Origin of the sequence: Bradyrhizobium sp. HKCCYLRH3097 (assembly GCF_051167875.1) — a bacterium.
Taxonomy (GTDB): Bacteria; Pseudomonadota; Alphaproteobacteria; order Rhizobiales; family Xanthobacteraceae; genus Bradyrhizobium.
The window spans coordinates 413,954-426,659 of record NZ_JBNPTX010000002.1; the positions used below are offsets into that span (position 1 = coordinate 413,954).

Annotated in this window: 12 protein-coding genes; 11 read left to right on the forward strand and 1 reads right to left on the reverse strand. The window is 65.5% G+C overall.

Features of this window, described 5'->3' with window-relative positions; translation table 11 throughout:
* The first annotated feature begins 132 nt into the window (after window positions 1-132).
* A complete protein-coding gene (locus tag ACQR0U_RS07505; protein WP_316191228.1) occupies window positions 133-1,527 on the forward strand; it encodes a M48 family metalloprotease in 1,395 nt (464 codons plus the stop codon).
* Window positions 1,528-1,652: 125 nt separating this feature from the next.
* On the forward strand, window positions 1,653-2,417 hold the full coding sequence (locus ACQR0U_RS07510; protein WP_315712195.1) for a DsbA family protein: 765 nt from the start codon (window positions 1,653-1,655) through the stop codon (window positions 2,415-2,417).
* Window positions 2,418-2,539: 122 nt separating this feature from the next.
* Here ACQR0U_RS07510 and ACQR0U_RS07515 read toward each other — a convergent pair whose 3' ends face one another.
* Window positions 2,540-3,211 (reverse strand): GntR family transcriptional regulator, encoded by a 672-nt coding sequence (locus tag ACQR0U_RS07515; protein ID WP_315712636.1) that lies wholly within the window; start codon window positions 3,209-3,211, stop codon window positions 2,540-2,542.
* Between the two features lie 205 nt (window positions 3,212-3,416).
* On the opposite strand from ACQR0U_RS07515, the gene tcuA reads away from it, so the two are divergent.
* The 9 genes from tcuA (at window position 3,417) to ACQR0U_RS07560 (ending at window position 12,681) form a co-directional block, all read left to right on the forward strand.
* Window positions 3,417-4,832, forward strand: coding sequence for an FAD-dependent tricarballylate dehydrogenase TcuA (tcuA, locus tag ACQR0U_RS07520; protein ID WP_316173741.1), 1,416 nt, complete (start codon window positions 3,417-3,419; stop codon window positions 4,830-4,832).
* A complete protein-coding gene (gene tcuB / locus ACQR0U_RS07525; RefSeq protein ID WP_434841008.1) occupies window positions 4,819-5,916 on the forward strand; it encodes a tricarballylate utilization 4Fe-4S protein TcuB in 1,098 nt (365 codons plus the stop codon). The genes tcuA and tcuB overlap by 14 nt, the downstream gene beginning before the upstream one ends.
* A 186-nt stretch (window positions 5,917-6,102) precedes the next feature.
* Complete coding sequence (locus ACQR0U_RS07530; protein ID WP_316192618.1) at window positions 6,103-6,810, forward strand: DUF1236 domain-containing protein; 708 nt, start codon at window positions 6,103-6,105, stop codon at window positions 6,808-6,810.
* Window positions 6,811-7,078: 268 nt separating this feature from the next.
* A complete protein-coding gene (aroQ, locus tag ACQR0U_RS07535) occupies window positions 7,079-7,558 on the forward strand; it encodes a type II 3-dehydroquinate dehydratase (protein WP_315712200.1) in 480 nt (159 codons plus the stop codon).
* 50 nt (window positions 7,559-7,608) lie between these two features.
* Window positions 7,609-8,094: an acetyl-CoA carboxylase biotin carboxyl carrier protein gene (accB, locus tag ACQR0U_RS07540; protein ID WP_316164755.1), complete on the forward strand. Its 486-nt coding sequence runs from the start codon at window positions 7,609-7,611 to the stop codon at window positions 8,092-8,094.
* Window positions 8,095-8,176: 82 nt separating this feature from the next.
* Entirely contained in the window at window positions 8,177-9,526 is a 1,350-nt protein-coding gene (gene accC, locus ACQR0U_RS07545) for an acetyl-CoA carboxylase biotin carboxylase subunit (protein ID WP_315712202.1), read from the forward strand.
* 115 nt (window positions 9,527-9,641) lie between these two features.
* On the forward strand, window positions 9,642-11,162 hold the full coding sequence (locus ACQR0U_RS07550) for a sensor histidine kinase (RefSeq protein ID WP_316184967.1): 1,521 nt from the start codon (window positions 9,642-9,644) through the stop codon (window positions 11,160-11,162).
* Window positions 11,159-11,596 (forward strand): response regulator, encoded by a 438-nt coding sequence (locus tag ACQR0U_RS07555; RefSeq protein WP_172109443.1) that lies wholly within the window; start codon window positions 11,159-11,161, stop codon window positions 11,594-11,596. The genes ACQR0U_RS07550 and ACQR0U_RS07555 overlap by 4 nt, the downstream gene beginning before the upstream one ends.
* Window positions 11,593-12,681 carry a sensor histidine kinase gene (locus ACQR0U_RS07560; protein WP_315712206.1) on the forward strand — a complete coding sequence of 363 codons (1,089 nt, stop codon included), beginning with the start codon at window positions 11,593-11,595 and terminating at the stop codon, window positions 12,679-12,681. The genes ACQR0U_RS07555 and ACQR0U_RS07560 overlap by 4 nt, the downstream gene beginning before the upstream one ends.
* Window positions 12,682-12,706: the final 25 nt, after the last annotated feature.

Sequence of the window (12,706 nt, forward strand, 5' to 3'; positions counted from 1 at the left end):
GGCTGTTCGGACCCGCTCCGTGAACCGGTCGGGGTCAGCCCATGGGCCTCGTTCGCCGCAGATGAGCCGCATTCCGCCGTTTGGTGGGCAATAGCCCGTCTCGCGCCTCGCGCCAATTGCAAAGATCGCCTGATGTCGCTCCGTATCGTGCTTCGCAAGAAACTGTCCGGCGGGCTTGCCGCGGTCGTCGCGGCGGCCGTGACGCTGGCGCCGCTCGCGCCTGCATCGGCGCAGCAAGGCAAGGGACCGCCGATCCTGCGCGACACCGAGACCGAGGTGCTGCTGCGTGAATATACCCGGCCGATCCTGCGCGTCGCCGGGCTCGAAAAGCAGAACATCCAGATGGTCATCATCAACGATGCGTCCTTCAACGCGTTCGTTGCCGACGGCCGCCGCATCTTCGTCAATTACGGCGCCATCCTGCAGTCGGAAAATCCGAACCAACTGATCGGCGTTCTCGCGCACGAGACCGGCCATCTCGCCGGCGGCCATCTCGCCAAGCTGCGCCAGCAGCTCGCCACCGCCCAGACCCAGATGATCATCGCCACCATTCTCGGCGCCGGCGCCCTCGCGGTCGGCGCGCGCGGCGGCGGCAGCGGCCTTGCCAATGCCGGCGCCGCGACGCTGTCGGCCCCGGGCGAGGTCATCCGCCGATCGCTGTTGTCGTATCAGCGTCAGCAGGAGGAGAACGCCGACCGTGCGGGGGTGAAATTCCTCACTGCGACAGCGCAATCGCCGAAGGGCATGTACGAGACGTTCAAGCGCTTCACCAATGAGAGCCTGTTCGCCGCGCGCGGCGCCGACCCCTATCTGCAATCACATCCGATGCCGGCCGATCGCGTCGAGGCGCTCGAGGGCCTCGCGCGTCAAAGCCCCTATTGGGACAAGAAGGACGACCCCGCATTGCAGCTCCGCCACGACATGGTCCGTGCCAAGATCTCGGCCTTCATGGAACGGCCGGACACGGTGGCACGGCGCTATCCATTGTCGGACACCGGCCTGCCCGCCCGCTACGCCAGGGCAATCTCCACCTACCTGCATGGCGACCTGCGCAGCGCCCTGAGCCAGATCGATGCCCTGATCCAGGTGCAACCCAACAACGCCTATTTCTACGAGGTCCGCGGCCAAGCCCTGCTGGAGGGCGGCCGCCCCACTGAGGCGATCGCTCCGCTGCGCAAGGCGGTGCACCTGTCCAATAACGCCCCGCTCATCGAGATGTTACTTGGTCAGGCCTTGGTGGCATCCGAGAACAAAGCCTACACTGACGAGGCGATCTCGATCTTGCGCGCGGCGGTCGCGCGCGAATCCGAGGCGCCGCTCGGCTATTCCCAGCTCGCGATGGCCTACGGTCGCAAGGGCGATTATGCGGAGGCGGATCTCGCCTCGGCGCAGGCCGCCTTCCTGCGTGGCGACAACAAGACGGCGCGCGAGCTTGCCTCGCGTGCAAAAACCCGCTTCGCGGTCGGCTCGCCGGGCTGGGTCAGGGCCGACGACATCGTCACGGCAAAGCCGCTTTCCGGCCAGTAGGTGTCGGACAGCGGAGTTGGCGCCCGCTGAAGTTTTGAACTACTGCTATCATCCGATCCAGAATATCAAAATACCGTCACGACCATCGACAAGGACCCGATCATTTGACCCAGAGGACCTCCTTCATGCCGTCAGTCCGCACGCTCATTCCCGCGATGTTGCTCGCGCTTTCGCTCTGCGGCGTGCCTCAGCTCGCGTCGGCGGAGAGCTTCTCCGACAGCCAGCGGGGCGAGATCGAGACCATCGTCCGAAACTACCTGATCGCGCATCCCGAGGTGCTCGAAGAGGCGATGGCCGAGCTGCAGAAGCGCCAGACGGCAGCCGAGGCGGCCAAGCACGAGGCCAGCGTCAGCAAGAACGCCGAGACCATTTTCAACTCGCCGCGCGGCGTCGTGCTCGGCAACAAGGATGGCGACGTCACCTTCGTCGAGTTCTTCGACTACAATTGCGGCTACTGCAAGCGCGCGATGGCCGACATGATGGAGCTGATGAAGAGCGACCCGAAGCTGAAGGTCGTGCTCAAGGAATTTCCCGTGCTGAGCCAGGGCTCCGTCGAGGCCGCGCAGGTCGCCGTCGCCGTTCGCATGCAGGCCCCGCAGAAATATCTCGACTTCCACCAGAAGCTGCTGGGCGGCCGCGGCCAGGCCGACAAGGCCCATGCGCTCGCGGTCGCCAAGGATCTCGGGCTCGACATGGCGCGCGTCGAGAAGGACATGGCGAGCCCCGAGGCCAAGGCGACGATCGAGGAAAACTTCAAGCTCGCCGAGGAGATGGGCATGAACGGGACGCCGAGCTACGTGATCGGCAAGCAGGTCGTGATCGGCGCCGTCGGCGTCGAGGGCCTGCGCGAGAAGATCAGCGCGGCCCGCTGCGGCAAGGCGAGCTGCTGAGCATCTCTGCCAAAGCGTCTCGCCATCACGGGATCAATCGAAGGCCGGCTGTCTCAGCCGGCCTTCTGCTTTTGCCGTGAGCCGGTGGCGAAGCGGCAGCCGGGTGGCGGCAGCGCCCTCGCCTATCCCTTCAGCTTCATGCCGAGCCGGGTTCGAAGTGCCTCGCGGATGTGCCCGCGTGCAATCGCCTCGGCCCGATCGGGATCGCGGATCGCGATCGCTTCGATCAGCTCACCATGCTCGGCCGCGGCAGTTGCCGCACGTCCTTCGGCCGCAAACGTCGTGGTTCCCAGCAGCGCTGTCGCGACATGCATGTCCTCGAGGGCGGCATCGAGGTAGCGGTTGCGCGCCGCGCGCTGGATCGCACCGTGCATCAGCCGGTTCAGCCGCGCTAGCTCGGCGGCGTCGTCCCCCCCGCTGACAAAGCGTGCATGAATGTCGCGGAGCGCCGCGATCTCGGCCGACACGGCATACTGCGCGGCGAGCCGGGCGGCGGCGCCTTCGAGAATTTCCCGCATCGCGTACAGCTCGAGGACTTCATTCTCGTCGAGACTGCGCACGATCAGGCCGCGTCCACCAGCCGGCTGCACCCACCCCTTGGCCACCAGCTTGCCGAAGGCCTCACGGACCGGCGTCCGGCTGACGTTCAGCTTCTGGGCGACCTCGTCCTCACGCAGCCGATCGCCGGAGCGATAGAAGCCGTTCTCCAGCGCATGGCACAGCGCACGAAATACCGCTTCGCCGAGAGAGACGTTGTCACGATCGATGGTGAGCGATGGCGCTTCCGAGGACATGGGGTCACCATTTCACAATCTCGTTGCGAACAACAGCCTATCTTGCATATTTTTGTATACAATAGCATACTATTTCTATGCCCACTGTAGCCTTTACTTCCGTACCATCCATCATCGCTTGGCCGACGGCTGACATGCCGATGGCGTTGCTGTGCGGACCAAAGCCGATCCAGGCCCCGCCGCCTTGCGTCCGCGAGGGCCTGCAATGACTGATCAGAGCGATCTCGCCGACCATCCCCTGACCTACGACGTCGTCGTGGTCGGCGGCGGCAACGCAGCCCTCTGCGCCGCCATTGCGGCACGGCGCGCCGGGGCCTCGGTCATCGTGCTGGAGGCCGCCTCCAAGTTCTATCGCGGTGGCAATACGCGCCACACCCGCAACATGCGCTGCGCCCATGACGCGGCGACCGCGACGTTGAGCGGCCCCTACACCGAGGACGAGTTCTGGGACGATCTCCTGCGCGTCACCGAAGGCCAGACCAACGAACAACTGGCCCGCCTGATGATCCGCGAGTCCAAGGACATGCTCGACTGGATCGTCGCACAGGGCGTGCGTTTCCAGCCGTCGCTCGGCGGGACGCTGAGCTTAGGGCGGACCAACTCGTTCTTCCTGGGCGGCGGCCGGGCCATGCTCAATGCGTTGTATCTCACCGCCGAGCGGCTCGGCGTCGACGTGCTGTATGAGGCGGAGGTCGTCGGGCTCGACATCGATGAGACCCGTTTCGACGCTGCGATCATCCGACAGCGTGACGCCAGGACGCGAATCTGCGGCAAGGCGCTGGTTGCGGCAGCGGGCGGCTTCGAAGCCAACATCGACAGGCTGGTCGAGGGCTGGGGCGAGATCGCGCGCAACTTCCTGATCCGCGGCACGCCCAACAATCGCGGTACGGTGCTCGACATGCTGCTCGGCGCCGGCGTCGACAGCATCGGCGATCCGACCCAGTGCCACGCGGTGGCGATCGATGCGCGCGCACCAAAATATGACGGCGGCATCATCACGCGGCTCGACTGCGTCGTGTTCGGCATCGTCGTCAACAACAACGCTGAGCGATTCTACGACGAAGGCGAGGACGTCTGGCCGAAGCGCTACGCGATCTGGGGACGCTTGGTTGCCGCTCAGCCGGACCAGATCGCCTACATCATCTTCGACGCGAAATCGGCGAACCTGTTCATGCCGTCGCTCTACCCCGCGATCGAGGCGGCCAGCATCACCGAGCTCGCCGGCAGGCTCGGCCTCGATCCGGACAAGCTGACCGCCACCGTCGCGCATTTCAACGCATCGGTGCGCGACGGACAATTCAATCCCGACATCCTCGACGATTGCCGCACCGAGAACCTGACGCCGCCGAAATCGCATTGGGCGCGCCGCATCGATAGCGGCCCCTACTACGCCTATCCGGTTCGGCCCGGCATTACCTTCACCTATCTCGGCGTGCGGGTCGATCACGCCGCAAAGATGATGATGAAGTCCGGCGGTCCCGCCGACAACATGTACGCCGCAGGCGAGATCATGGCCGGCAACGTGCTCGGCCGCGGCTATGCCGCAGGAATCGGCATGACGATCGGCAGCGTGTTCGGGCGTATCGCCGGCCAGGGAGCAGCGACACATGCAGCGCAGTGAAGCGTTGACCGAGGCGGATCGGCTGATGACGATCTGCAATTCCTGCCGCTATTGCGAGGGACTCTGCGCCGTGTTTCCGGCAATGGAGATGCGCCGCGCCTTCACCGGCGGCGACCTCAACTATCTCGCCAATCTCTGCCATGCCTGCGGGGCCTGCTACGTCGACTGCCAGTTCTCCCCCCCGCACGAGTTCGACGTCCGCGTCCCCTCCGTTCTGGCCCGGGTGCGGCACGAGAGCTATGCCGACTATGCCTGGCCGCGCGCGCTGGCGCCGCTGTTCAGGCGCAATGGTCTCGCGGTGTCGCTCATCGCGGTGGTCAGCATGGCCGCGTTCATCGTCGGCATCGTGGCCTTCAACGATCCCGCCGCGGTGTTTGCAAGCCGGCACGGCCCCGGCTCGTTCTACGCGCTCATGCCCCACAACGCGATGGCGCTGTTGTTCGGCGCCGCCTTCCTGTGGGCCATCATCGCCTTCATCATGGGCGCTCGGGCGTTCTGGAATGATATCGGCGAGCCGAGCTCGACCTTGACGCGCCCACGTCCACTGCTGCGCGCCGTTCGCGACGCAGCCAGCCTGCGCTATCTCGATGGCGGCGGCGTCGGCTGCTACAACGAGGACGAGCGGCCACGCGACACCCGGCGGTTCTATCACCATCTGACGTTCTGGGGCTTCATGCTCTGCGTCGCATCGACCAGCGTCGCGACGCTCTATCACTATCTTCTGCACCGTGAGGCGCCCTATCCGTTGTGGGACCTGCCGGTCGTGCTCGGCACGCTGGGCGGATTGGGCATCGTGGTCGGTCCGCTCGGACTCCACACCGCCAAGCGCAGGCGTGAGCCTGCGATGATGGATGCGGGCAGTCGCGCCATGGACGTCGCGTTCCTGGCGATGCTCGTCCTTACCGGCGCAACCGGGCTCGCCCTCCTCTTGCTACGCGAGACCAGCACGATGGGCCTGCTGCTCGCGCTCCATCTCGGTGCGGTGTTCGCGCTCTTCATCACGATGCCCTACGGCAAGTTCGTGCACGGCCTCTATCGATTCTTGGCGCTCGTCCGCTACGCGCGCGAACGTCACGGCGCGTAGCTCATGCGAGGTCGCCGGCGACACGCAACGGATCACTGTTGTCGTCATGCAGCATTCATGACCCTGAGCATCCGTTCATAAAGTTGCGATCTGCGACATTTTTCCGGAACGATCAGCGACGCACGGAACGACTCCTACCTCCTGCCGTTGTCGGCGCGGGCAGTGCAAATACGAGGAGGATAGAGGATGACCAATCGCTTGATGGTATCAGTTGCTGCAATCGCGCTCCTGGCGGGTGCAGGTTTTGCTCATGCGCAAGGTACCGGCGGTGCGGGCGGCGCAGCTGGACAGTCCGGCGGCGCAGCCATGCAGGGCGGTGCGACCGGTGGTGCTGCCGGCGGAGCATCGAGCGGTGGCATGAACGCGCCCGGCGGCGCGATGCATCGCGACAGCGGCTCGCCTGCGTCCGACATGCGCTCCAGTCAGTCCGAGCAGAAGCCCGGTGCGACCAAGGGCCAGCGCGCCGAGGAAGGCATGAAGGGTCCGAATGCCAAGGGCGCGACCTCCGAGACCGACAAGGCCGGCTCCAAGAACATGAAGGCCGAGGGTCGCGACAGCAAGAGCGGCACCAGCACGAACGCCGAAACCAAGACCGGCAGCGACCGGTCGCAGACCACCACCGGACAGGCCGGCGCCGGCGCCAAGCTCACCACCGAGCAGCGCACCAAGATCACCAGCGTGATCCGCAGCCAGCGCGTCGAGCCGGTGACCAACGTGAACTTTAACATCTCGGTCGGCACCCGGGTGCCGCGCGACGTTCACTTCCACCGGCTCCCTGCGGAAGTCGTGACGATCTATCCGGAATGGCGCGGATACGACTTCATCTTGGTGCGTGAGCAGATCATCGTGATCGATCCCCGCACCTACGAGATCGTCGCAGTTCTCGACGCCTGATCCCGACCAGGCAGGCGATGAGGACATGGGGCGGGCGGGCAGCAATGCCCGCCCCATTCTATTGCGCAAAGAGCACGTAAGGGCGATCACACGCAGCCCGTGCAGCCCCGTGGACAAACCTGGTTAACCAGCAATTTCGTACACTTAAGACGGTTTTTTCGTCTGACGGACCAAGCCTCGGGCAGCCGGCCCGGCTGCCGAAAGGCTTCCCCTTGGCGGCTTTGTTACCTATAACGCCGCCCACTGCCGCCACACCGCCGGGATGGGAATGGCCGACGCCGCGCACAACACGATCTATGTCCTCAACGGACCCAACCTCAACCTGCTGGGCACCCGCGAGCCGGAGACCTATGGCCATGCCACCCTGGCAGACGTCGAACGGCTCTGCGTCGAGACGGCCGCGCGCTTCGGCCTGACGGCGGAGTGCCGGCAGTCGAACCATGAGGGTGTGCTCGTGGATTGCATCCATGAGGCCCGCAGCCGCGGTGCGGTCGGAATCATCCTCAATGCCGGCGCCTACTCGCATACCTCCATTGCCTTGCACGACGCGCTGATGGGGGTGAAGATCCCCACCGTCGAAGTGCACATCAGCAACATTCACGCCCGCGAGAGCTTCCGGCACCATTCTTTCACCGCGAAGGCCGCGTTTGCCTCGATCTGCGGCTTCGGCATCGACGGCTACCGGCTGGCGATCACCGGCCTCGCCGCCAAGATCGGCGCCAAAGCCGTCACGCAGACCGACATCTAGCGCAAGCCTGACGTCACAGTCCTCACGCACCCAACGTTCCGGATCAGATCATGGCGCCCCAGCCCGACGACAAGACCATCGCGAAATCCGAAGACAGCCAGCTCATTCGCGAGCTCGCAGCGCTGCTGGATGAGACCAGCCTGACCGAGATCGAGCTGGAGCGTGCCGGCCTTCGCATCCGCGTTGCCCGCAACGTGACCGTTGCGGCGGCCGTCCATTCGGCCATCGGAACAGCCGCCGCTGGCGTTCCCGTGGTCGCAGCCGCCACCGCGGCAGCCGCCGGCGCGGACTTGTCAAAACATCCCGGCGTGGTGCCCTCTCCCATGGTCGGTACCGCCTACTGGGCGCCCGAGCCCGGCGCCAAGCCGTTCGTCGAGGTCGGCTCCAAGGTGTCCGTCGGTCAGACCCTGATGATCATCGAGGCGATGAAGACGATGAACCAGATTCCGTCACCGCGCGCCGGGACGGTGACGCAGATCCTGGTCGAGGACGGCCAGCCCGTGGAGTACGGCGAGCCGCTCGTCATCATCGAATAAGCGCGACTAGCGGACGGCGAAAGCGAATGGTCCACCATTCCATGTTCGCCGCTCACTACTCGCCACTCGCGCCCGAGGCACCATGTTCGACAAGATCCTCATCGCCAATCGCGGCGAAATCGCCCTTCGCATCCTCAGGGCCTGCAAGGAGCTCGGTATCTCCACCGTCGCGGTGCATTCCACCGCCGACGCCGATGCGATGCATGTCCGCCTCGCCGACGAAAGCGTCTGCATCGGGCCGCCGCCGTCGAAGGACAGCTATCTCAACATTCCCGCCCTGCTCGCCGCCTGCGAGATCACCGGCGCCGACGCCGTGCATCCCGGCTACGGCTTCCTGTCGGAGAACGCGCGCTTCGCCGAGATTCTCGCGGACCACAATCTGCATTTCATCGGGCCGAAGGCGGAGCACATCCGCCTGATGGGCGACAAGATCGAGGCCAAGAAAACGGCCAAGCGGCTGGGCATTCCCGTCGTTCCAGGCTCGGATGGCGCTGTCACTCCGGACCACGACGCGATGGCGATCGCCAAGGAGATCGGCTTCCCGGTGCTGGTCAAGGCAGCCGCCGGCGGCGGCGGCCGCGGCATGAAGGTCGCCCACACCGAGGCCGACCTGCAGCTGGCGCTGACCACAGCGGCCAACGAGGCGAGATCGGCGTTCGGCGACGCCTCGGTCTATCTGGAGAAGTATCTGCAGAAGCCGCGTCACATCGAGATCCAGGTGCTCGGCGACGGCCGCGGCGGCGCCATCCATCTCGGCGAGCGCGACTGCTCGTTGCAGCGGCGCCATCAGAAGGTCTGGGAGGAAGGCCCCTCCCCGGTGCTTGACGCAGCGGCCCGGGCCAAGATCGGCAACACCGTCGCCAAGGCGATGCAGGAGCTGAAATATATCGGCGTCGGCACCATCGAATTCCTCTACGAGGACGGCGAATTCTATTTCATCGAGATGAATACCCGCATCCAGGTCGAGCATCCCGTCACGGAGATGATCACCGGGATCGACCTCGTGCTGGAGCAGATCCGCATCGCCGCCGGCGGCGACCTGCCGATGACCCAGGACCAGGTTGTCATCAACGGCCACTCCATCGAGTGCCGCGTCAATGCGGAAAACCCTGTCACCTTCCGGCCCTCGCCGGGCAAGATCCTGCAGTACCACCCGCCTGGCGGCCTCGGCGTCCGCATCGACTCTGCCGTCTATCAGGGCTACGTGATCCCGCCCTATTACGACTCGCTGGTTGGCAAGCTGATCGTCCACGGCAAGACCCGGGTCGAATGCCTGATGCGGCTGCGGCGCGCACTGGACGAGATGGTCGTCGACGGCATCGAGACCACGCTGCCGCTGTTCAGGGCCCTTGTCCGCGAGCCGGCCATCATCGATGGCGACTATCACATCCACTGGCTCGAACAGTACCTCGCTGGCCAGAAGGCGGAGTGAGCGGCTAACCGCAAAATTCCACTGACGCGCCGGAACCCTCCAGCCCGCACTGCGTTCTGCTCTTTCGGCGGTTCCGCTGAGGGGGCAGGTATTTCAATTGGCATGCGAGTGAGCGGTGGCGCCTGAGATTGGACAAAGGCGCACGCTGGGACAAATCCTGCTGCTGTCGGCGGGATTCCTGGTGCTGGTCGTCGTCAGCACGGCCTCGGTGCTGCTCGTCAACAAGGCCCGCAAAGACAACGCCTGGGTGGTGCACACCATCGAGGCGGAGAACCAGATCAACGCTCTGCTGCTCGAGGTCCGCCGGGCCGAGAGCGGCGCCCGCGCCTACCTGCTGACCCAGGACAATACGTTTCTGACCGATCACGACGCCGCCGTCACCGCGATCGCGCCGGTGCTCGACAAGCTCGGAACACTCGTGGCCGACAATCCTGCCCAGGTCGAGCTGCTCCGCCAGGTCCGCGCCGAAATCGACACCCGCCTCGGCCAGTTCAGGCGCGAGAAGGAGCTGGCCGCGCAGGGTGACCTCGCCGCCGCCGCCGCGCTCGTGCGGAGCGCCGCTTCCGGCAACACCAGCATCAACATCCGCGATCTCGCCAATCGCATGCGGCTGGAGGAAGAGCGGCTGTTCGTGCTGCGCACCGCCAATGCCGACCGCAGCCAGCAGCTGGCGACCGTCGTGACGGTGACTGGCTCGGCCCTGGTCGTCCTGCTCGCGATCATCTCGGTGCTCCTTGTGCGCCGCTCGGCCAGCGCGCGCGACGAGGCCGAGGCCAGGCTGCGCGAGAGCAACCTCAACCTCGAAGCCACCGTCGACGAGCGCACCGCGGACCTGCGCGAGGCCAATGAGGAGATCCAGCGCTTCGCCTATATCGTGAGCCACGACCTGCGCTCGCCGCTCGTCAACATCATGGGCTTCACCAGCGAGCTCGACGAGCTGCGCAACGACATCTTCCGGCGGATCGCGACGCTGGCGCGGGCGGCCTCCGACGCGCCGCCGCCGGCGGAAGGCGCTGAGCCCGAGCTCGAAGGCGCCGACCAGCAGCTGTCGGAGGATTTCAGCGAGGCGCTCGGCTTCATCAAATCCTCGATCGCCAAGATGGACCGGCTGATCACGGCCATCCTCAACCTGACCCGCGAGGGCCGCCGCGAGTTCGTGCCGGTGCGGATCGATACCCGCGAGCTGATCGAGGGCATCGTCTCGACGCTGGCGCATCAGGCTGCGGAAACCGACACCACCATCCGCGTGGAACCGTTGCCGGCCATCGTCAGCGACCGCCTGGCGCTGGAGCAGATCTTCTCCAACCTGATCGACAACGCCATCAAATATCTCAAGCCGGGCGTTCCCGGCGACATCGCCATTCGCGCCCGTACCAAGCTCGGTTTTGCCATCTTCGAGGTTACGGACAACGGCCGGGGGATTGATCCCAGGGATCATCAACGTATCTTTGATCTGTTCCGTCGCGCCGGGACCCAGGACCGTCCGGGTCAGGGGATTGGATTGGCGCATGTCCGCGCGCTGGTGCGTCGGCTCGGCGGAACCATGTCGGTCGCGTCGGAGCTCGACCAGGGCAGCACGTTCACCATCACGCTCCCGATCAACTGGAACGCCTCAAACCGGAACTCAGACCGATGACCATGCCCGTGACGATCATCATGATCGAGGACGACGAAGGCCACGCCCGCCTGATCGAGCGCAATATCCGCCGGTCCGGCGTCAACAACGAGATCAAGCCGTTCACCAATGGTACAGATGCCGTGAAGTATCTGCTGGGTGCTGACGGCACCGGCCTCGATCACAAGGGGCACGCATTGCTGATCCTGCTCGACCTGAACCTGCCGGACATGACCGGCATCGACATCCTCAAGATGGTCAAGCAGAACAGTTTCCTGAAGAGCGCGCCGGTGGTCATCCTCACCACGACGGATGACTCGCAGGAGATCAAGCGCTGCTACGAACTCGGCTGCAACGTCTACATCACCAAGCCGGTCAACTACGAAAGCTTCGCCAACGCCATTCGCCAACTCGGCCTGTTCTTCTCCGTCATCCAGGTTCCGCCCGCCGCATGAGCTCCGCCGCCCCCACGCTGCTCTATATCGACGACGACGCAGCGCTGGCGCGGCTGGTCGAGCGCGGGCTCAAGCGATTGGGCTTCACGGTGGAACACGCCGCCGACGGCAGCGCGGGCTTGCAGCGGCTGGAGCGCGGCGGCATCGACGTCGTGGCGCTCGACCAGTACATGCCAGGCTTCGACGGACTCGAGACGCTGGAGCGCATCATGGCGCTGCCCGAACCGCCGCCGGTGGTGTTCGTCACCGCCTCACAGGATTCCAAGATCGCGGTCACGGCCCTGAAGGCCGGCGCGGCCGACTACCTCGTCAAGGACGTGCAGGGCGAGTTCATTCCCCTGCTGCAGGTCGCGGCCGAAGGCGCGGTGCGCCAGGCCCGGCTGCAGAAGGCCCGCGACGAGGCGGAGGCGGAAGTGCGGGCATCACGCGACCGCTACGCGGCGCTGGCGGCCGAGCGCGAGGTCCTGCTGCGCGAGGTCAATCATCGCGTCGGCAATTCGCTGCAGATCATCGCCTCGCTGCTGCATCTTCAGGCCAACTCCAGCACCCAGGACGACGTCAAGGCCGCGCTCACCAATGCAATGGGCCGCGTCGCCGCTGTGGCGCAGGTGCACCGCCGCCTCTACACGTCTCAGGATCTCAAGAGCGTGCTGCTCAACCAGTATCTGGATTCGCTGCTCGACGACCTGCGCCGCTCGGCCGAGGGCAACCGGATGTCGCGGCTGACCCTGAAGGCGGAGCCGGTCGAGATCGACCCGGATCGCGCGGTCGCGATCGGTATCGTCGTCAACGAGCTGGTCATGAACGCGGTCAAATACGCCTACCCCGATGGGCCGGGCCCGATCCATGTCGAGCTGAAGCTTGCAGGTGAGGACATCGTGCTGTCGATCGCCGACAACGGCGTCGGCCTCAACGCAACCAGCGATCCGCGCTCGACCGGAATGGGCCAGCGCATCGTCAGCGCCATGGCGACCAAGCTCGACGCCACCGTCGGCCCCGATCCGAGCCATGCCGGCACCAGGATCGTGGTCCGCTTCCGCCTCGAAAAAGATGCTCCCAAGCCCGCGGCTGCCGCGGTCGGCTGAGCCGACGCAGCCGGCACGCAACCAT

Bases quoted from the DNA above. Each gene is read 5' to 3' on its own strand.
- aroQ (WP_315712200.1), top strand. From the start codon at position 7,079: ATGGCCGACGCCGCGCACAACACGATCTATGTCCTCAACGGACCCAAC.
- ACQR0U_RS07555 (WP_172109443.1), top strand. From the start codon at position 11,159: ATGACCATGCCCGTGACGATCATCATGATCGAGGACGACGAAGGCCAC.
- ACQR0U_RS07510 (WP_315712195.1), top strand. From the start codon at position 1,653: ATGCCGTCAGTCCGCACGCTCATTCCCGCGATGTTGCTCGCGCTTTCG.
- ACQR0U_RS07560 (WP_315712206.1), top strand. From the start codon at position 11,593: ATGAGCTCCGCCGCCCCCACGCTGCTCTATATCGACGACGACGCAGCG.
- accB (WP_316164755.1), top strand. From the start codon at position 7,609: ATGGCGCCCCAGCCCGACGACAAGACCATCGCGAAATCCGAAGACAGC.
- ACQR0U_RS07530 (WP_316192618.1), top strand. From the start codon at position 6,103: ATGACCAATCGCTTGATGGTATCAGTTGCTGCAATCGCGCTCCTGGCG.
- ACQR0U_RS07515 (WP_315712636.1), bottom strand. From the start codon at position 3,211: ATGTCCTCGGAAGCGCCATCGCTCACCATCGATCGTGACAACGTCTCT.
- accC (WP_315712202.1), top strand. From the start codon at position 8,177: ATGTTCGACAAGATCCTCATCGCCAATCGCGGCGAAATCGCCCTTCGC.
- tcuA (WP_316173741.1), top strand. From the start codon at position 3,417: ATGACTGATCAGAGCGATCTCGCCGACCATCCCCTGACCTACGACGTC.
- tcuB (WP_434841008.1), top strand. From the start codon at position 4,819: ATGCAGCGCAGTGAAGCGTTGACCGAGGCGGATCGGCTGATGACGATC.
- ACQR0U_RS07505 (WP_316191228.1), top strand. From the start codon at position 133: ATGTCGCTCCGTATCGTGCTTCGCAAGAAACTGTCCGGCGGGCTTGCC.